Below are 17,315 nucleotides of genomic sequence, written 5' to 3'. Positions count from 1 at the left end.
GCCCCGGCCGCTCGAACCCGTTTCCCTCAGACGGCGGCCCGATTGATTGGCCCTTCGCCCGGTCCTTCGCGGCGCCCCGTCAGCCAAGGAGCAGATCATGAACCAAGAGGTCATGAATCTTTTCAACCAGCAGGCTCAGCCTCAGAGCTTCGACCAGATCAAGATCTCGATCTCGTCGCCTGAGAAGATCCTGTCCTGGTCCTACGGCGAGATCAAGAAGCCCGAGACCATCAACTACCGTACGTTCAAGCCCGAGCGTGACGGCCTGTTCTGCGCGCGGATCTTCGGACCGATCAAGGACTACGAGTGCTTGTGCGGCAAGTACAAGCGCATGAAGTACAAGGGCGTGATCTGCGAGAAGTGCGGCGTCGAGGTCACCCTCGCGCGCGTCCGCCGCGACCGCATGGGCCATATCGAGCTCGCGGCGCCCGTCGCCCATATCTGGTTCCTGAAGTCGCTGCCGAGCCGCATCGGCCTGCTGCTCGACATGGCGCTCAAGGATCTTGAGCGCATCCTGTACTTCGAGTCGTACGTCACCATCGAGCCGGGCCTCACCCCCCTGAAGGAGCGTCAGCTCCTCTCGGAGGAGGAGTACCTGCGCGCGCAGGAGGAGTACGGCGAGGACAGCTTCACCGCCATGATCGGCGCGGAGGCGATCCGGCGCATCCTGCAGGAGCTCGACCTCGACAAGATCGCGGCCGACCTGCGCGAGGAGATCGCCACTACCACCTCCGAGCTGAAGCCCAAGAAGCTGCTCAAGCGCCTCAAGATCATCGAGGCGTTCCAGATGTCGGGCAACCGGCCCGAGTGGATGATCCTGACCGTCGTGCCGGTGATCCCGCCGGACCTGCGTCCGCTGGTCCCGCTCGACGGCGGCCGCTTCGCGACCTCGGATCTCAACGACCTCTACCGCCGCGTCATCAACCGCAACAACCGCCTCAAGCGGCTGATCGAGCTGCGCGCGCCGGACATCATCATCCGCAACGAGAAGCGGATGCTGCAGGAGGCCGTCGACGCCCTGTTCGACAACGGCCGCCGCGGCCGCGTCATCACGGGCGCCAACAAGCGTCCGCTGAAGTCGCTCGCCGACATGCTGAAGGGCAAGCAGGGCCGGTTCCGCCAGAACCTGCTCGGCAAGCGCGTCGACTATTCCGGCCGCTCGGTCATCGTCGTCGGCCCGGAGCTGAAGCTGCACCAGTGCGGGCTGCCGAAGAAGATGGCGCTCGAGCTGTTCAAGCCGTTCATCTACGCGCGCCTCGACGCCAAGGGCTTCTCGGCCACGGTGAAGCAGGCCAAGAAGCTCGTCGAGAAGGAGAAGCCGGAGGTCTGGGACATCCTGGACGAGGTGATCCGCGAGCATCCGGTGATGCTCAACCGGGCGCCGACGCTGCACCGGCTGGGCATCCAGGCCTTCGAGCCGAAGCTGATCGAGGGCAAGGCGATCCAGCTGCACCCGCTGGTCTGCGCCGCGTTCAACGCCGACTTCGACGGCGACCAGATGGCCGTGCACGTCCCGCTGTCGCTGGAAGCGCAGTTGGAAGCGCGCGTCCTGATGATGTCGACGAACAACATCCTGCACCCGGCCAACGGCGCGCCGATCATCGTGCCGTCGCAGGACATCGTGCTCGGGCTGTACTACCTGTCGATAGTCGCCGACGGTTCGCCGGGCGAGCACAAGCCGAACGATCCGAAGAACCCGATGAAGGGCGTGTTCGGCAATTTCGGTGAGCTCGAGCACGCGCTCGCGGCCCGCACCGTCACCCTGCACACCAAGATCAAGTGGCGCTGGAAGGGTCTCGATTCCGAGGGCAACGAGGTCTCGCGGATCTACGACACCACGCCGGGCCGCGTGATCCTGTCGAGCGTGCTGCCGCGCCACAAGCGCGTCCCCTTCGACGTCGTCAACAAGCTGATGACGAAGAAGGAGATCTCGGCGATGATCGACACCGTCTACCGCCATTGCGGTCAGAAGGAGTCGGTGATCTTCTGCGACCGCATCATGGGTCTCGGCTTCATCCACGCCTTCCGCGCCGGCATCTCGTTCGGCAAGGACGACATGGTGGTGCCGGACAACAAGTGGTCGATCGTCGACGAGACCCGCACGCTCGTGAAGGATTACGAGCAGCAGTACCAGGACGGCCTGATCACCCAGGGCGAGAAGTACAACAAGGTCGTGGACGCCTGGGCCAAGTGCTCCGACCGTCTCGCCGGCGAGATGATGAACCGCATCTCGTCCGTGCAGAAGGACGAGCACGGCGCCGACAAGCAGGTCAACTCGATCTACATGATGAGCCACTCGGGCGCCCGTGGCTCGCCGGCGCAGATGAAGCAGCTCGCGGCGATGCGCGGTCTGATGGCCAAGCCCTCGGGCGAGATCATCGAGACCCCGATCATCTCGAACTTCAAGGAAGGCCTGGACGTTCTCGAGTACTTCAACTCGACCCACGGTGCCCGTAAGGGCCTCGCCGATACCGCGCTGAAGACCGCGAACTCCGGTTACCTGACCCGCCGCCTCGTCGACGTGGCGCAGGACGCGGTGATCCGCGAGGTGGATTGCGGCACCGAGAGCGGCATCCGGATGCGCGCGATCATCGATGCCGGCCAGGTCGTGGCCTCGCTGGCGACCCGCATCCTCGGCCGCGCCACGGCCGAGGACCTGGTCGCCAACGACGGCTCGATCATCGTCGCCAAGGGTGAGACGATCGAGGAGAAGCACCTCGAGCCGATCACCAAGGCCGGCATCCAGGAGGTGAAGATCCGCTCGGTCCTGGTCTGCGCGACCCGGAACGGCGTCTGCGCCACTTGCTACGGGCGCGACCTCGCCCGCGGCACGCCCGTCAACATGGGCGAGGCCGTCGGCGTCATCGCGGCGCAGTCGATCGGCGAGCCGGGCACCCAGCTCACGATGCGCACCTTCCACATCGGCGGCGCGGCGCAGATCGCCGACTCGTCCTTCATCGAGTCGAGCTTCGAGGGCACGGTCCGGATCCGCAACCGCGGTCTGGCCCGCAACTCGGACGGCGACCTGATCGCCACTGGCCGCAACGTGGCGGTGGTGATCGTCGGGCCAGACGGCACCGAGCGGGCGGTCCACCGCCTGCAGTACGGCGCCCGCGTCCGGGTCGACGAGGGTGACGCGATCAAGCGCGGCCAGCGCATCGCCGAGTGGGATCCCTACACCCGGCCGATCCTGACCGAGATCGACGGCATCGTGGCCTACGAGGACCTGATCGACGGCCAGTCGATCACCGAGACGACCGACGAGTCGACCGGCATCGCCAAGCGCGTCGTCATCGACTGGCGCGGCTCGGCGCGGACGGCGGACCTGCGTCCGGCGATCGCGGTCCACGACCAGAACGGCCGGGTGCAGAAGCTGCCGCGCGGCTCGGATGCGCGCTCGATCCTGCCGGTCGAGGCGATCATCGGCGTCGATCCGGGCACCCGGGTCAAGGCCGGCGACATCCTCGCCCGCGTCTCGACCGAGAGCGCCAAGACCCGCGACATCACCGGCGGTCTGCCGCGGGTGGCCGAGCTGTTCGAGGCACGCCGGCCGAAGGACGCGGCGATCATCGCCGAGAAATCCGGCACGATCTCGTTCGGGCGCGACTACAAGAACAAGCGCCGCCTGAGCCTGACCCCGCATGACGGCTCGGAGCCGGTCGAGTACCTGATCCCGAAGGGCAAGCACATCCACCTGCAGGACGGCGACGTGGTCGAGCTCGGCGACTTCATCGTCGACGGCAACCCGGCGCCGCACGACATCCTGGCGATCAAGGGGGTGGAGGAGCTCGCCGCCTACCTCGTCAACGAGATCCAGGAGGTCTACCGGCTGCAGGGCGTGTCGATCAACGACAAGCACATCGAGGTCATCGTCCGGCAGATGCTGCAGAAGGTGGAGATCACCGACGGCGGCGATTCCGAGATCCTGACCGGCGACCAGATCGACCGGATGGAGCTGGCTGAGATCAACGAGCAGCTGCTCGCCGAGGGCAAGAAGCCGGTCCAGGGCGTTCCCGTCCTGCTCGGCATCACCAAGGCCTCGCTGCAGACCCGCTCGTTCATCTCGGCGGCCTCGTTCCAGGAGACCACCCGCGTCCTCACCGAGGCGGCGGTCAACGGCAAGGTCGACAACCTCGAGGGCCTGAAGGAGAACGTCATCGTCGGCTCGCTGATCCCGGCGGGCACCGGCGCGATGATCTCCGACATCAAGTCGATCGCGCGTCGCCGCGACGGCCTGATCATGGCCCAGAAGTCGGCCGAGAGCGGCGCGGCCGTCGCCGAGCAGCTCCCCGCCGCCGAGTAGGGCAGGGGAGGTTCCGGCGGGGGCGAGCCTCCTGCCGGTCGCGAAATCCAGGCCGGCGCACCCTCGCGGGGCGCCGGCTTTTTCGCGTAAGCAGCCAAGCTTTAAGGGAAAGTTTCCGCTTGACGACCGGCGGACGAGCCCGTAATAGCCCCTCCTACTGAACGGCTGGCCGTAGGCGACAGCTGATCGACGTGCCCTTCGTGCCTCGATCCAAGTCTCCTAAACGCGACCGAACTTCAACCGACTGACACGTGTCAGACCGGCATGATCGCTGGGGCTTCGCCCCCGGTGGTCCTCTGCTCGCATGGCGCGCCAAAGGCTGGTTTCAGCCTGGGGCGCGATTTGCGTTGCGCCTCCTCCGGAGGCGACGGTCGTTCAGACGAGATTTGGGAAACGACGGTCGCCAGGACGGCGATGCGTTGCGAGAGGAATGGCATGCCGACGATCAACCAGCTGATCGCCAATCCGCGGAAGGCGCAGAAGGCCCGCAACAAGGTGCCGGCTCTCGATGCCTGCCCGCAGAAGCGCGGCGTCTGCACCCGCGTCTACACCACGACCCCGAAGAAGCCGAACTCGGCGCTCCGTAAGGTCGCCAAGGTCCGCCTGACCAACGGCTTCGAGGTCATCGGCTACATCCCGGGCGAGGGTCACAACCTTCAGGAGCACTCCGTGGTGATGATCCGCGGCGGCCGCGTGAAGGATCTTCCGGGCGTGCGCTACCACATCCTGCGCGGCGTTCTCGACACCCAGGGCGTCAAGAACCGCAAGCAGCGCCGCTCCAAGTACGGCGCCAAGCGTCCGAAGTAAGTCGGAAGCGGACAGGTACCCTTATCGCCTGTCCCGCAAGGATGCCGCCGACCGGATGGTTCGAGGTGGCCTGCGCGGGGCACAACAGTTGATTTTTAGAGCTTAACAACGGAGCGAGCGATGTCCCGCCGCCACAGCGCCGAGAAGCGCGAGATCATCCCCGACGCCAAGTACGGCGACATCGTCCTCACCAAGTTCATGAACTCGGTGATGTACGAGGGCAAGAAGTCGGTCGCCGAGACCATCGTCTACGGCGCGTTCGACATCATCGAGGCCCGCGCCAAGGCGAACCCGATCGAGGTGTTCCGCGCCGCCCTCGACAACGTCGCCCCGGCGATCGAGGTCCGCTCCCGCCGCGTCGGCGGCGCGACCTACCAGGTCCCGGTCGAGGTCCGCACCGAGCGCCGCCAGGCGCTGGCGATCCGCTGGCTGATCCAGGCCGCCCGCTCGCGCAACGACCGCACCATGGTCGAGCGCCTGTCGGCCGAGCTGCTCGACGCCGCCAACAACCGCGGCAACGCCGTGAAGAAGCGCGAGGACACCCACCGGATGGCCGAGGCCAACCGCGCGTTCTCGCACTATCGCTGGTAAACGCCGTCTCGCCGCCGCCCTCCGGGTGCGGCGGCCCTCTTCTTCAGGAGCCCCCCGATGCCCCGCACGCACGCGATCGAGGACTACCGCAACTTCGGCATCATGGCCCACATCGATGCCGGCAAGACCACGACGACCGAGCGGATCCTCTACTACACCGGCAAGTCCCACAAGATCGGCGAAGTCCATGAGGGCGCCGCCACCATGGACTGGATGGAGCAGGAGCAGGAGCGTGGCATCACGATCACCTCGGCTGCGACCACCTGCTTCTGGCGCGACAAGCGCCTGAACATCATCGACACCCCCGGCCACGTCGACTTCACCATCGAGGTGGAGCGCTCGCTCCGCGTGCTCGACGGCGCCGTCTGCGTGCTCGACGGCAACCAGGGCGTCGAGCCGCAGACCGAGACGGTGTGGCGCCAGGCCGACAAGTACGACGTGCCGCGCGTCGTGTTCGTCAACAAGATGGACAAGATCGGCGCCGACTTCTTCAAGTGCGTCGCCGACATCATCGACCGGGTCGCCGGCAAGCCGGTTTGCCTGCAGCTGCCGATCGGCGCCGAGAGCTCCTTCAAGGGCGTGATCGACCTGATCAAGATGAAGGCGATCGTGTGGTCGGGTGAGGCGCTCGGCGCCAACTTCTCCGAGGAGGAGATCCCCGCCGACCTCGCCGACCAGGCTGCCGAGTACCGCACCAAGCTGGTCGAGGCCTGCGTCGAGATGGACGACGACGCCATGACCGCCTACCTGGAGGGCGTCGAGCCCGACCAGGAGACCATGCGCAAGCTGGTGCGCACGGCGGTGCAGCGTCGTGCCTTCCACCCGGTCCTGTGCGGCTCGGCGTTCAAGAACAAGGGCGTGCAGCCCCTGCTCGACGCGGTCGTCGATTTCCTGCCGTCTCCGGCCGATCGCGGCGAGATCAAGGGCATCGACTTCAAGACCGAGGAAGAGGTCGTCCGTCGCCCGCTCGACTCCGACCCGTTCTCCATGCTCGCCTTCAAGATCATGGACGATCCCCACGTCGGCACGATCACCTTCTGCCGCGTGTATTCGGGCAAGATCGACTCGGGCGCGAACGTCATCAACTCGACCCGCGACAAGAAGGAGCGGGTCGGCCGCATGCTCCTGATGCACGCGAACAACCGCGAGGACATCAAGGAGGCGTTCGCCGGTGACATCGTGGCGCTCGCGGGTCTCAAGGACACCCGCACCGGCGACACGCTGTGCGATCCGACCAAGGCCGTGATCCTCGAGAAGATGGAGTTCCCGGAGCCGGTCATCGAGATCGCCGTCGAGCCGAAGTCCAAGGCGGACCAGGAGAAGCTCGGCATCGCGCTCTCGAAGCTCGCCGCCGAGGATCCGTCCTTCCGCGTCTCCACGGACCAGGAATCGGGCCAGACCATCCTGAAGGGGATGGGCGAGCTCCACCTCGACATCAAGGTCGACATCCTGAAGCGCACCTACAAGGTCGAGGCCAATATCGGCCAGCCGCAGGTCGCGTACCGGGAGAAGCTGACCAAGCGGACCGAGATCGACTACACCCACAAGAAGCAGACCGGTGGTACCGGCCAGTTCGCGCGGGTGAAGTTCGTGGTCGAGCCGAACGAGCCGGGCGCCGGCTACGCGTTCGAGTCGAAGATCGTCGGTGGCTCGGTGCCGAAGGAGTACATCCCGGGCGTCGAGAAGGGCCTGAACAGCGTGCTGACCGCCGGTATCCTGGCGGGCTTCCCGGTGGTCGACATCAAGGTGGAGCTGATCGACGGCGCCTACCACGAGGTCGACTCCTCGGCGCTGGCCTTCGAGATCGCCTCGCGGGCGGCGCTCCGCGAGGCCCTGCAGAAGGGCGGCTCGGTCCTGCTCGAGCCGGTGATGAAGGTCGAGGTCGTGACCCCGGAGGATTACACCGGTTCGGTCATCGGCGACCTGAACTCCCGGCGCGGCCAGATCCAGGGCCAGGACATGCGCGGCAACGCCAACGTCATCAACGCGATGGTGCCGCTCGCCAACATGTTCGGTTACGTGAACCAGCTGCGCTCCTTCACCCAGGGGCGCGCGAACTTCACGATGCAGTTCGACCACTACGAAGAGGTCCCGCGCGGCGAGGCCGAGAAGGTGGTTGCGAAGTACGCCTGATGATGTGGGCCTGATCCCAGGCCTGCTCACAGCTTTGGTGCCCGCCACGGCGGGCACCATCTCAGACTAAAACGCACGCATTCGATCGACGGAGTTTTGGCGATGGCCAAGGAAAAGTTTTCGCGGACGAAGCCGCACTGCAACATCGGCACCATTGGTCACGTTGACCATGGCAAGACCTCTCTGACCGCGGCGATCACGAAGGTCCTGGCCGAGACGGGCGGCGCCACGTTCACGGCGTACGACCAGATCGACAAGGCGCCGGAGGAGAAGGCGCGCGGCATCACGATCTCGACGGCGCACGTCGAGTACGAGACCTCGAACCGCCACTACGCGCACGTCGACTGCCCCGGGCACGCCGACTACGTGAAGAACATGATCACGGGTGCGGCGCAGATGGACGGCGCGATCCTGGTGGTGTCGGCGGCCGACGGCCCGATGCCGCAGACCCGCGAGCACATCCTGCTGGCGCGCCAGGTCGGCGTTCCGGCGCTGGTGGTGTTCATGAACAAGGTCGACATGGTCGACGATCCGGAGCTTCTGGATCTGGTCGAGCTCGAGGTGCGCGAGCTTCTGTCGAAGTACGACTTCCCGGGCGACGACATCCCGATCACCAAGGGCTCGGCGTTGTGCGCGCTGGAGAACCGCGAGCCGAAGATCGGCCACGAGGCGATCCTCGAGCTGATGAAGACGGTGGACGCCTACATCCCGCAGCCGGAGCGTCCGATCGACCTGCCGTTCCTGATGCCGATCGAGGACGTGTTCTCGATCTCGGGCCGCGGCACGGTGGTGACGGGCCGGGTCGAGCGCGGGATCATCAAGGTCGGTGAGACGGTCGAGATCGTCGGGATCCGGGCGACGACCACGACGACGGTGACCGGCGTCGAGATGTTCCGCAAGCTTCTGGACCAGGGCCAGGCGGGCGACAACGTCGGCGTTCTGCTGCGCGGCACGAAGCGCGAGGACGTGGAGCGTGGGCAGGTCGTGTGCAAGCCGGGTTCGGTGAAGCCGCACACGAAGTTCAAGGCCGAGGCGTACATCCTGACGAAGGAGGAGGGCGGCCGCCACACGCCGTTCTTCACGAACTACCGTCCGCAGTTCTACTTCCGGACGACGGACGTGACGGGCGTGTGCCAGCTGCCCGAGGGCACCGAGATGGTGATGCCGGGCGACAACGTGACGATGGACGTGACGCTGATCGTGCCGGTGGCGATGGAGGAGAAGCTGCGCTTCGCCATCCGCGAGGGCGGCCGCACCGTCGGCGCCGGCGTCGTCGCCTCCATCACCGAGTAAGCGTCCAGGCGCTTCCACGAGCGGACAGGTGACGGGGCGGGCCTCGTGCCCGCCCCATCCCGTCGCGAGGTAGACATCACATGAACGGCCAGAACATCCGTATTCGCCTGAAGGCGTTCGATCATCGCATCCTGGATTCGTCGACCCGCGAGATCGTCTCGACGGCGAAGCGGACCGGGGCCCAGGTGCGCGGGCCGATCCCGCTGCCCACCCGGATCGAGCGCTTCACCGTCAACCGCTCGCCCCACATCGACAAGAAGTCGCGCGAGCAGTTCGAGATGCGCACCCACAAGCGCGTGCTCGACATCGTCGATCCGACGCCCCAGACCGTGGACGCGCTGATGAAGCTCGACCTCGCCGCTGGCGTCGACGTGGAGATCAAGCTCTGAGGACCCGCGGGTTCTTGGAGCTTCACTAGGCTGCGCGGGGGAGAACCATGCGCTCAGGAGTCATCGCACAGAAGGTCGGCATGACCCGCGTCTTCACGGACGCCGGCGAGCATGTTCCGGTCACGGTGCTCAAGGTCGATCAGTGCCAGGTGGTTGCCCACCGCACGGTCGAGAAGAACGGCTACGTCGCGCTGCAGGTCGGCGTCGGCAAGGCCAAGGTCAAGAACGTCACCAAGGCCCAGCGCGGGCACTTCGCGGTCGCGAAGGTCGAGCCGAAGCGCAAGCTGGCCGAATTCCGCGTGACCGAGGATGCGATCATCCCGGTCGGCGCCGAGATCACCGCGGACCACTTCCTGGCCGGTCAGTTCGTCGACGTGACGGGCACGACCACCGGTAAGGGCTTCGCCGGCGGCATGAAGCGCTGGAACTTCGGCGGTCTGCGCGCCACCCACGGCGTGTCGATCTCGCACCGTTCGATCGGTTCGACCGGCGGCCGTCAGGACCCGGGCAAGACCTTCAAGAACAAGAAGATGCCGGGCCACCTCGGCGTCGAGCGGGTCACGACCCAGAACCTGCGCGTCGTGCGCACCGATGTCGAGCGCGGCCTGATCCTGGTCGAGGGCTCGGTTCCGGGCGTCGATGGCGGCTGGATCTTCGTCCGCGACGCCGTGAAGCGCAAGCTGCCGGCCGACGTGCCGATGCCGGGCAAGTTCCGCGAGCAGGCTGCTGCTCCCGCGGAGAGCCAGGTCGAGGCTCCGGCGGCTCCGGCCACCGAGGAGAACGCGTGATGAAGTTCGAGATCACCACGCTCGACGGTGCCGAGGCCGGCTCGCTCGAGCTCGACGAGGCCATCTTCGGCCTCGAGCCCCGCGCCGACCTGCTGCAGCGCTGCGTCCGCTGGCAGCTCGCCAAGCGCCAGGCTGGTACCCACCAGACCAAGCAGCGCGGCGAGATCGCTCGCACGACCAAGAAGCTGTACAAGCAGAAGGGCACCGGTAACGCCCGTCACGGCGCGGCGTCCGCTCCGCAGTTCCGCGGCGGCGCCCGCGCCCACGGCCCGGTCACCCGCTCGCACGCTCACGACCTGCCCAAGAAGGTCCGGGCTCTGGCGCTCCGCCACGCTCTGTCGGCCAAGGTCAAGAGCGCCGAGCTGATCGTCATGGACGATGCCCGCCTCGAGGAGGGCAAGACTAAGGCGCTCAAGGAGCGCTTCGGCAAGCTGTCGCTCTCGAGCGCCCTGATCATCGGCGGCGCCGAGCTCGACCAGAACTTCGCCCGTGCGGCCCGCAACCTGCCGCAGATCGACGTCCTGCCGGTGCAGGGCATCAACGTCTACGACATCCTGCGCCGCGAGAAGCTCGTGCTGACCCGCGCCGCCGTCGATGCGCTGGAGGCGCGATTCAAATGAGCGCTGATCCGCGCCACTACGACGTGATCGTCTCTCCGGTCATCACCGAGAAGGCGACCAACCTCTCGGAGCTCAACAAGGTTGTGTTCCGGGTGGCCCCGAAGGCGACGAAGCCGCAGATCAAGGAAGCGGTCGAGAAGCTGTTCGAGGTCAAGGTGAAGAGCGTCAACACGCTCGTCACCAAGGGCAAGACCAAGATGTTCCGCGGTCAGCGCGGCCAGCGTTCGGACGTGAAGAAGGCGATCGTCACCCTCGAAGAGGGCCAGACCATCGACGTCACGACCGGGCTCTGAGGGGAACGGCGTAAGGGAACAAGCCAATGGCTTTGAAGACATTCAAGCCGGTCACGCCGAGCCTTCGCCAGCTCGTGATCGTGGACCGTTCGGAGCTCTACAAGGGCAAGCCGGTCAAGGCGCTGACGGTGGGCAAGTCGTCCACCGGCGGCCGCAACAACCTCGGCCGCATCACGGTGCGGTTCCGCGGCGGCGGCCACAAGCGGACGCTGCGCAACATCGACTTCAAGCGGCGTGAGCATGCCGGCAAGGTCGGCACCGTCGAGCGGATCGAGTACGATCCCAACCGCACGGCGTTCATCGCGCTGGTGTCGTACGAGGGTGGGGCGCAGAGCTACATCCTGGCGCCGCAGCGGGTGAAGGCCGGCGACAAGGTGGTGTCGGGCGAGCAGGTCGACATCAAGCCGGGCAACGCCATGCCGCTCGGCAACATGCCGGTCGGCACGATCGTGCACAACGTCGAGCTGAAGATCGGCAAGGGCGGGGCGATCGCCCGGTCCGCGGGCAACTACGCCCAGATCGTCGGCCGCGACCAGGGCTACGTCACGCTGCGCCTGAACTCGGGCGAGCAGCGCCTGGTGCACGGCCAGTGCTACGCTACGGTGGGCGCGGTCTCGAACCCCGACCACATGAACATCTCGCTCGGCAAGGCGGGCCGCAACCGCTGGCTCGGCAAGCGCCCGCACAACCGCGGCGTCGCGATGAACCCGATCGACCACCCGCACGGCGGCGGCGAGGGTCGCACCTCGGGCGGTCGTCATCCGGTCACGCCGTGGGGTATCCCCACGAAGGGCAAGAAGACCCGCTCGAACAAGCGCACCGACACGTTCATCGTGTCGAGCCGCCACAACCGCAAGAAGTAAGGGCTTCGTCCCATGGCACGTTCAATCTGGAAGGGGCCGTTCATCGACGGCTACCTCCTCAAGAAGGCGGACGCCGCGCGCGGCGCGAGCCGTAACGAGGTGATCAAGATCTGGAGCCGTCGCTCCACGATCCTTCCGCATTTCGTTGGTCTGACCTTCGGGGTCTACAACGGGCAGAAGCACATCCCGGTCTACGTTTCCGAGGAAATGGTCGGTCACAAGTTCGGCGAGTTCTCGCCGACCCGTACCTTCCACGGTCACGCGGCCGACAAGAAGGCGAAGAGGCGCTGAGATGGGCAAGGCAGCAGCACCCCGCGCGCTCCCCCAGAACGAGGCGAAGGCCGTCGCGCGCATGCTGCGCGTCAGCCCGCAGAAGCTGAACCTGGTGGCGCAGCTGATCCGCGGCAAGAAGGTCTCGACCGCTCTGGCCGACCTGCAGTTCTCGCGCAAGCGGATCGCGGTCGACGTCAAGAAGTGCCTCGAGAGCGCGATCGCCAACGCCGAGAACAACCACGACCTGGACGTGGACGATCTCGTCGTGAAGGAGGCCTATGTCGGCAAGGCGCTCGTCCTGAAGCGCTTCCACGCCCGCGCCCGCGGTCGTGGCGCCCGCATCCTGAAGCCGTTCGCGAACCTCACCATCGTGGTGCGCGAAGTCCCGGCCGAGGCGGCCTGAGGAGGGATCGATGGGTCAGAAAGTCAATCCGATCGGTCTCCGTCTCGGCATCAACCGGACCTGGGACTCGCGTTGGTACGCCAACAAGGGCGAGTACGCTCGCCTGATGCATGAGGACGTCGCGATCCGCAAAGCGCTGCTCAAGCAGCTCAAGCAGGCCGCGGTCTCCAAGATCGTCATCGAGCGCCCGCACAAGAAGTGCCGCGTCACCATCCACTCGGGCCGTCCGGGCGTGGTGATCGGCAAGAAGGGCGCGGACATCGAGAAGCTGCGCAAGCTGGTCAACTCGATGACCAAGGCCGACGTGACGATCAACATCGTCGAGGTGCGCAAGCCCGAGATCGACGCTACCCTGGTGGCCGACTCGATCGCGCAGCAGCTTGAGCGCCGCGTCGCCTTCCGTCGTGCGATGAAGCGCGCCGTGCAGTCGGCGATGCGTCTCGGCGCCGAGGGCATCCGCATCAACTGCTCCGGTCGCCTTGGCGGCGCCGAGATCGCCCGGCTCGAGTGGTACCGCGAGGGCCGCGTGCCCCTGCACACCCTGCGCGCCGACGTCGATTACGGTACGGCCACGGCGTTCACCACCTACGGCACCTGCGGCATCAAGGTGTGGGTGTTCAAGGGCGAGATCCTCGAGCACGACCCGATGGCGCAGGACAAGCGCGCGCACGAGGAGGGCGGCCGTTCAGGCGGACGTCGTGACCGTGAGCGCGGCGAGCGCGGCGGACGGGACGCGGCCTAAGGGCCGCGCTTCCCCCGCCCTTCAGTTTTGAGAGGCTGCCATGCTGCAACCCAAGAAGACGAAGTTCCGCAAGCAGTTCAAGGGCCGCATCCACGGCTTCGCGAAGGGCGGAACCGATCTGAACTTCGGCTCCTACGGCCTCAAGGCCATGGAGCCGGAGCGGATCACCGCGCGTCAGATCGAGGCGGCCCGCCGCGCGATCACCCGCGAGATGAAGCGTCAGGGCCGGGTCTGGATCCGGATCTTCCCCGACGTCCCCGTGACCGCGAAGCCGACCGAAGTCCGCATGGGCTCGGGGAAGGGTGCCCCCGAATACTGGGCGGCCCGCGTGCATCCCGGCCGCATCATGTTCGAGATCGACGGCGTGGCCGAGGACATCGCCCGCGAGGCGCTGCGCCTGGGTGCCGCCAAGCTGCCGGTCCGCACGCGCTTCATCCAGCGCATCGCCGACTGAGGAGAATATTCGAGATGAAGTCGAGCCAGAGGCTGTCTGACCTGAGCGCGCTGTCGCCGGATCAGCTCGGCGAAGAGCTCCTGAACCTGAAGAAGGAGCAGTTCAACCTGCGCTTCCAGCGGGCCACGGGTCAGCTCGAGAACGTCGCCCGGGTGCGCGAAGTGCGCCGCGACATCGCCCGCGTCCGCACCCTGCAGCGCCAGAAGACGCTGCAGGCGGCGCAGGGCTAAGGGAGTACTACCATGCCGAAGCGCGTGCTGCAGGGCGTCGTCGTCAGCGACAAGCAGGACAAGACCGTCGTCGTGAAGGTGGAGCGTCGCTTCACCCACCCGGTGATGAAGAAGACCATCCGCCGGTCCAAGAACTACCACGCTCACGACGAGAACAACGTGGCCAAGGTCGGCCAGCAGGTGTTCATCGAGGAGTCGCGGCCCTATTCCAAGCTCAAGACCTGGAAGCTGGTCGAGGGCGAGGCCGTCGCGACCGCCGAGGCGTGATCAGGGGCGCCGCGCACGGCGCCCCTTTCGCCTGGCCGGAGCGGAGCGACTTTTGACGCTCCGCCTCCTTGTCAACGGGGCCGATCCGGTGTAATCGGCCGGCCTCCACCGAAACATGAAGGGCGTGTGACGCGCCCCTCATCGCGTTCGTTGACCGCGCCAGAGCGAGCAATCGCCCTGCTGCGCGGTCTTTTAATGGACGGGGACGCGAGATCCCCATCAGGCTGCCGTCCGCCGGGCAATCCTGCCCTGCGGAGACCTGCCTGAAACAAGGAAAGGGCGTTAGGCCGTGATCCAGATGCAGACGAATCTGGACGTCGCCGACAATTCCGGCGCACGTCGCGTGATGTGCATCAAGGTGCTCGGCGGTTCCAAGCGCAAGTATGCCGGTGTCGGCGACATCATCGTGGTGTCGGTGAAGGAGGCGATTCCGCGGGGCCGCGTGAAGAAGGGCGACGTCATGAAGGCGGTCGTCGTCCGTACCGCCAAGGACGTCCGTCGCGCCGACGGTTCGGTGATCCGCTTCGACCGCAACGCGGCGGTGCTGATCAACAACCAGAAGGAGCCGGTCGGCACCCGTATCTTCGGGCCCGTGCCGCGCGAGCTGCGCGCTCGCAACCACATGAAGATCATCTCGCTGGCGCCGGAGGTGCTGTAATGGCTGCGAAGGTGAAGAAGGGCGACAAGGTCGTCGTTCTGACCGGTCGCGACAAGGGTCGCACCGGCGAGGTCATCCAGGTGATGCCGAAGGAAGATCGGGCCCTGGTCCGGGGGATCAACTTGGTGAAGCGCCACACGCGCCAGACCCAGACCTCCGAGGGCGGGATCATCTCCAAGGAGGCGGCGATCCACCTGTCGAACCTGGCGGTCGCCGACCCCAAGGACGGCAAGCCCACCCGGGTCGGTTTTCGCATTCTGGAAGACGGGCGCAAGGTTCGCTTCGCGAAGCGCTCGGGAGATCTGATCGATGGCTGAGGATCTGAAGGACGGGTACACCCCGCGGCTCAAGAAGCACTACGAGGAAGTGGTGCGTCCGAAGCTGATCGAGGAGTTCGGCTACACCAACCCGATGCAGGTGCCGGCGATCGAGAAGATCGTCGTCAACATGGGCGTCGGCGAGTCGACCCAGGACTCCAAGAAGGCCACGGTCGCCGCCGAGGATCTCGGCCTGATCGTCGGCCAGAAGCCGGTGATCACCCGGGCCCGCAAGGCGATCGCGACCTTCAAGGTCCGCGAGAACATGCCGATCGGCTGCAAGGTCACGCTGCGCAAGCAGCGGATGTACGAGTTCATGGACCGCCTGATCACCATCGCGCTGCCGCGCGTGCGTGACTTCCGCGGCCTGAACCCGAAGTCGTTCGACGGCCGCGGCAACTACGCCCTCGGGATCAAGGAGCACCTGGTGTTCCCCGAGATCAACTACGACAAGGCCCAGAACACCTGGGGCATGGACATCGTCGTGGCGACCACCGCCAAGACCGATGCCGAGGCCCGGGCGCTCCTGAAGCATTTCAACTTCCCGTTCCGGCAGTGAGGGCTGACCGCCCCCATACGCGGACACTGGAGAGCTTAAGCAATGGCTAAGACGAGCAAGATCGAGAAGAACAAGCAGCGGCGGGAGCTCGTGAAGCGCTTCGCCCCGAAGCGCGAGGCGCTTCTGGCGACGGCGAACGACGAGTCCCTGTCGATGGAGGAGCGCTTCGAGGCGCGCCTCAAGCTGGCGGAGCTGCCGCGCAACTCCAGCCCCACCCGCATCCGCAACCGCTGCGAGATGACCGGCCGTCCCCGGGCTTACTACCGCAAGCTCGGCATCTCCCGCGTCGCGCTCCGCGACCTGGGATCCCGGGGTTTGATCCCGGGCCTGGTCAAGTCCAGCTGGTAAGGGGAGGGCGCCACAGATGATCAACGATCCCGTGGGCGATATGCTCACCCGCATCCGCAACGGCCAGATGCGTCGTCGCAATGTCGTGCAGACCCCCGGCTCCAAGCTGCGGGCCCGCGTCCTCGACGTGCTGAAGTCCGAGGGCTACATCCGCGACTACGCCACGACCGATTACGGCAACGGGCGTACCGAGTTCGCCATCGAGCTCAAGTACTTCGACGGCCAGCCGGTGATCCGCTCGATCGAGCGCGTCTCCAAGCCGGGCCGCCGTGTCTACTCGTCGGTCGATACCCTGCCGCGCGTCGCCGACGGCCTGGGCATCACCATCGTCTCCACCCCTCAGGGCGTCATGGCCGACCACGAGGCGCGCGAGCGCAACGTCGGCGGCGAGGTGCTCTGCAAGGTCTTCTGACCTTCGGACCCTGACAGCCGAAAAGGAGAGACGAGCATGTCCCGCGTAGGCAAGAAGCCCGTGACCGTCCCGGCCGGCGTGACCGCCACCGTCGACGGCCAGAACGTGAAGATCAAGGGCCAGAAGGGCGAGCTGCAGTTCCGCGTCCCCGACCAGGTGTCGGTGGCCCACGAGAACGGCGCGATCTCGGTCCAGCCGCGTTCGCAGACCAAGGAGGCCCGCGCGATGTGGGGCCTCTCCCGCGCCCAGGTGTCGAACCTGGTCGAAGGCGTGACCAAGGGCTACGAGAAGAAGCTCGAGATCAACGGCGTCGGTTACCGTGCTGCGGTCGCCGGCAAGGTGCTCAAGCTGTCGCTCGGCTACAGCCACGACATCGAGTACGCGATCCCGGAGGGGATCTCGATCGCCACCCCGCGGCCGGTCGAGATCATCGTCACCGGCATCGACAAGCAGCGCGTCGGCCAGGTCGCGGCGGAGATCCGCGATTATCGCGGCCCCGAGCCCTACAAGGGCAAGGGCGTCAGGTACGCCGGCGAGTTCATCTTCCGCAAGGAAGGCAAGAAGAAGTAAGG

22 protein-coding genes are annotated in these 17,315 nt (G+C 66.3%); all 22 read left to right on the top strand.

Annotated elements, in window-relative coordinates; genetic code table 11:
- The first annotated feature begins 97 nt into the window (after positions 1-97).
- The 22 genes from rpoC (at position 98) to rplF (ending at position 17,313) form a co-directional block, all read left to right on the top strand.
- Positions 98-4,303, top strand: a complete 4,206-nt coding sequence (gene rpoC / locus FF100_RS12450; protein ID WP_139035997.1) for a DNA-directed RNA polymerase subunit beta' — start codon at positions 98-100, stop codon at positions 4,301-4,303.
- Between the two features lie 435 nt (positions 4,304-4,738).
- Positions 4,739-5,110: a 30S ribosomal protein S12 gene (gene rpsL, locus FF100_RS12445; protein ID WP_048429408.1), complete on the top strand. Its 372-nt coding sequence runs from the start codon at positions 4,739-4,741 to the stop codon at positions 5,108-5,110.
- Positions 5,111-5,230: 120 nt separating this feature from the next.
- Complete coding sequence (rpsG, locus tag FF100_RS12440; protein ID WP_048435092.1) at positions 5,231-5,701, top strand: 30S ribosomal protein S7; 471 nt, start codon at positions 5,231-5,233, stop codon at positions 5,699-5,701.
- A 57-nt stretch (positions 5,702-5,758) separates the two neighbouring features.
- Positions 5,759-7,834, top strand: a complete 2,076-nt coding sequence (gene fusA / locus FF100_RS12435; RefSeq protein WP_139035996.1) for an elongation factor G — start codon at positions 5,759-5,761, stop codon at positions 7,832-7,834.
- A gap of 102 nt (positions 7,835-7,936) precedes the next feature.
- Positions 7,937-9,127, top strand: coding sequence for an elongation factor Tu (gene tuf, locus FF100_RS12430; RefSeq protein WP_139035995.1), 1,191 nt, complete (start codon positions 7,937-7,939; stop codon positions 9,125-9,127).
- An 80-nt stretch (positions 9,128-9,207) separates the two neighbouring features.
- Positions 9,208-9,516 carry a 30S ribosomal protein S10 gene (gene rpsJ, locus FF100_RS12425; RefSeq protein WP_012330343.1) on the top strand — a complete coding sequence of 103 codons (309 nt, stop codon included), beginning with the start codon at positions 9,208-9,210 and terminating at the stop codon, positions 9,514-9,516.
- 47 nt (positions 9,517-9,563) lie between these two features.
- Positions 9,564-10,304 carry a 50S ribosomal protein L3 gene (gene rplC, locus FF100_RS12420; RefSeq protein ID WP_139035994.1) on the top strand — a complete coding sequence of 247 codons (741 nt, stop codon included), beginning with the start codon at positions 9,564-9,566 and terminating at the stop codon, positions 10,302-10,304.
- Positions 10,304-10,924: a 50S ribosomal protein L4 gene (gene rplD / locus FF100_RS12415; RefSeq protein WP_139035993.1), complete on the top strand. Its 621-nt coding sequence runs from the start codon at positions 10,304-10,306 to the stop codon at positions 10,922-10,924. Before rplC ends, rplD begins: the two co-directional genes overlap by 1 nt.
- Positions 10,921-11,217: a 50S ribosomal protein L23 gene (locus FF100_RS12410; RefSeq protein WP_099905692.1), complete on the top strand. Its 297-nt coding sequence runs from the start codon at positions 10,921-10,923 to the stop codon at positions 11,215-11,217. The genes rplD and FF100_RS12410 overlap by 4 nt, the downstream gene beginning before the upstream one ends.
- Before the next feature lie 26 nt (positions 11,218-11,243).
- Entirely contained in the window at positions 11,244-12,080 is an 837-nt protein-coding gene (rplB, locus tag FF100_RS12405; protein WP_109960473.1) for a 50S ribosomal protein L2, read from the top strand.
- A 12-nt stretch (positions 12,081-12,092) separates the two neighbouring features.
- Complete coding sequence (rpsS, locus tag FF100_RS12400) at positions 12,093-12,371, top strand: 30S ribosomal protein S19 (RefSeq protein ID WP_048425817.1); 279 nt, start codon at positions 12,093-12,095, stop codon at positions 12,369-12,371.
- A gap of 1 nt (position 12,372) precedes the next feature.
- Positions 12,373-12,756 (top strand): 50S ribosomal protein L22, encoded by a 384-nt coding sequence (rplV, locus tag FF100_RS12395; protein WP_048444830.1) that lies wholly within the window; start codon positions 12,373-12,375, stop codon positions 12,754-12,756.
- A gap of 10 nt (positions 12,757-12,766) precedes the next feature.
- Positions 12,767-13,498, top strand: a complete 732-nt coding sequence (gene rpsC / locus FF100_RS12390) for a 30S ribosomal protein S3 (protein WP_048431917.1) — start codon at positions 12,767-12,769, stop codon at positions 13,496-13,498.
- A 40-nt stretch (positions 13,499-13,538) separates the two neighbouring features.
- Positions 13,539-13,952, top strand: coding sequence for a 50S ribosomal protein L16 (gene rplP / locus FF100_RS12385; RefSeq protein WP_139035992.1), 414 nt, complete (start codon positions 13,539-13,541; stop codon positions 13,950-13,952).
- A gap of 14 nt (positions 13,953-13,966) precedes the next feature.
- A complete protein-coding gene (rpmC, locus tag FF100_RS12380) occupies positions 13,967-14,182 on the top strand; it encodes a 50S ribosomal protein L29 (protein WP_048425821.1) in 216 nt (71 codons plus the stop codon).
- A 12-nt stretch (positions 14,183-14,194) separates the two neighbouring features.
- Positions 14,195-14,449 carry a 30S ribosomal protein S17 gene (rpsQ, locus tag FF100_RS12375; RefSeq protein ID WP_139035991.1) on the top strand — a complete coding sequence of 85 codons (255 nt, stop codon included), beginning with the start codon at positions 14,195-14,197 and terminating at the stop codon, positions 14,447-14,449.
- Between the two features lie 289 nt (positions 14,450-14,738).
- A complete protein-coding gene (gene rplN, locus FF100_RS12370) occupies positions 14,739-15,107 on the top strand; it encodes a 50S ribosomal protein L14 (RefSeq protein WP_048431919.1) in 369 nt (122 codons plus the stop codon).
- Positions 15,107-15,424: a 50S ribosomal protein L24 gene (rplX, locus tag FF100_RS12365; protein ID WP_048425824.1), complete on the top strand. Its 318-nt coding sequence runs from the start codon at positions 15,107-15,109 to the stop codon at positions 15,422-15,424. The genes rplN and rplX overlap by 1 nt, the downstream gene beginning before the upstream one ends.
- Complete coding sequence (gene rplE, locus FF100_RS12360) at positions 15,417-15,983, top strand: 50S ribosomal protein L5 (RefSeq protein WP_139035990.1); 567 nt, start codon at positions 15,417-15,419, stop codon at positions 15,981-15,983. Before rplX ends, rplE begins: the two co-directional genes overlap by 8 nt.
- A 42-nt stretch (positions 15,984-16,025) precedes the next feature.
- A complete protein-coding gene (gene rpsN / locus FF100_RS12355) occupies positions 16,026-16,331 on the top strand; it encodes a 30S ribosomal protein S14 (RefSeq protein WP_139035989.1) in 306 nt (101 codons plus the stop codon).
- A gap of 16 nt (positions 16,332-16,347) precedes the next feature.
- Positions 16,348-16,743: a 30S ribosomal protein S8 gene (gene rpsH, locus FF100_RS12350; protein WP_048425827.1), complete on the top strand. Its 396-nt coding sequence runs from the start codon at positions 16,348-16,350 to the stop codon at positions 16,741-16,743.
- Positions 16,744-16,779: 36 nt separating this feature from the next.
- Positions 16,780-17,313 carry a 50S ribosomal protein L6 gene (gene rplF / locus FF100_RS12345; protein WP_139035988.1) on the top strand — a complete coding sequence of 178 codons (534 nt, stop codon included), beginning with the start codon at positions 16,780-16,782 and terminating at the stop codon, positions 17,311-17,313.
- Positions 17,314-17,315: the final 2 nt, after the last annotated feature.

Source organism: Methylobacterium terricola, from assembly GCF_006151805.1.
GTDB classification, from domain to species: Bacteria; Pseudomonadota; Alphaproteobacteria; order Rhizobiales; family Beijerinckiaceae; genus Methylobacterium; species Methylobacterium terricola.
Note: the sequence above shows the minus strand (reverse complement) of the source record. Positions and strands in the feature narration are given on the sequence as shown.

Bases quoted from the DNA above. Each gene is read 5' to 3' on its own strand.
- rplC (WP_139035994.1), top strand. From the start codon at position 9,564: ATGCGCTCAGGAGTCATCGCACAGAAGGTCGGCATGACCCGCGTCTTC.
- FF100_RS12410 (WP_099905692.1), top strand. From the start codon at position 10,921: ATGAGCGCTGATCCGCGCCACTACGACGTGATCGTCTCTCCGGTCATC.
- rplX (WP_048425824.1), top strand. From the start codon at position 15,107: ATGGCTGCGAAGGTGAAGAAGGGCGACAAGGTCGTCGTTCTGACCGGT.
- rpsL (WP_048429408.1), top strand. From the start codon at position 4,739: ATGCCGACGATCAACCAGCTGATCGCCAATCCGCGGAAGGCGCAGAAG.
- rpsH (WP_048425827.1), top strand. From the start codon at position 16,348: ATGATCAACGATCCCGTGGGCGATATGCTCACCCGCATCCGCAACGGC.
- rplE (WP_139035990.1), top strand. From the start codon at position 15,417: ATGGCTGAGGATCTGAAGGACGGGTACACCCCGCGGCTCAAGAAGCAC.
- tuf (WP_139035995.1), top strand. From the start codon at position 7,937: ATGGCCAAGGAAAAGTTTTCGCGGACGAAGCCGCACTGCAACATCGGC.
- rplD (WP_139035993.1), top strand. From the start codon at position 10,304: ATGAAGTTCGAGATCACCACGCTCGACGGTGCCGAGGCCGGCTCGCTC.
- rplV (WP_048444830.1), top strand. From the start codon at position 12,373: ATGGGCAAGGCAGCAGCACCCCGCGCGCTCCCCCAGAACGAGGCGAAG.
- rpsG (WP_048435092.1), top strand. From the start codon at position 5,231: ATGTCCCGCCGCCACAGCGCCGAGAAGCGCGAGATCATCCCCGACGCC.
- rpoC (WP_139035997.1), top strand. From the start codon at position 98: ATGAACCAAGAGGTCATGAATCTTTTCAACCAGCAGGCTCAGCCTCAG.
- rpsS (WP_048425817.1), top strand. From the start codon at position 12,093: ATGGCACGTTCAATCTGGAAGGGGCCGTTCATCGACGGCTACCTCCTC.
- rpsN (WP_139035989.1), top strand. From the start codon at position 16,026: ATGGCTAAGACGAGCAAGATCGAGAAGAACAAGCAGCGGCGGGAGCTC.
- rplP (WP_139035992.1), top strand. From the start codon at position 13,539: ATGCTGCAACCCAAGAAGACGAAGTTCCGCAAGCAGTTCAAGGGCCGC.
- rpmC (WP_048425821.1), top strand. From the start codon at position 13,967: ATGAAGTCGAGCCAGAGGCTGTCTGACCTGAGCGCGCTGTCGCCGGAT.
- rpsJ (WP_012330343.1), top strand. From the start codon at position 9,208: ATGAACGGCCAGAACATCCGTATTCGCCTGAAGGCGTTCGATCATCGC.
- rpsQ (WP_139035991.1), top strand. From the start codon at position 14,195: ATGCCGAAGCGCGTGCTGCAGGGCGTCGTCGTCAGCGACAAGCAGGAC.
- rplB (WP_109960473.1), top strand. From the start codon at position 11,244: ATGGCTTTGAAGACATTCAAGCCGGTCACGCCGAGCCTTCGCCAGCTC.
- rpsC (WP_048431917.1), top strand. From the start codon at position 12,767: ATGGGTCAGAAAGTCAATCCGATCGGTCTCCGTCTCGGCATCAACCGG.
- rplF (WP_139035988.1), top strand. From the start codon at position 16,780: ATGTCCCGCGTAGGCAAGAAGCCCGTGACCGTCCCGGCCGGCGTGACC.
- fusA (WP_139035996.1), top strand. From the start codon at position 5,759: ATGCCCCGCACGCACGCGATCGAGGACTACCGCAACTTCGGCATCATG.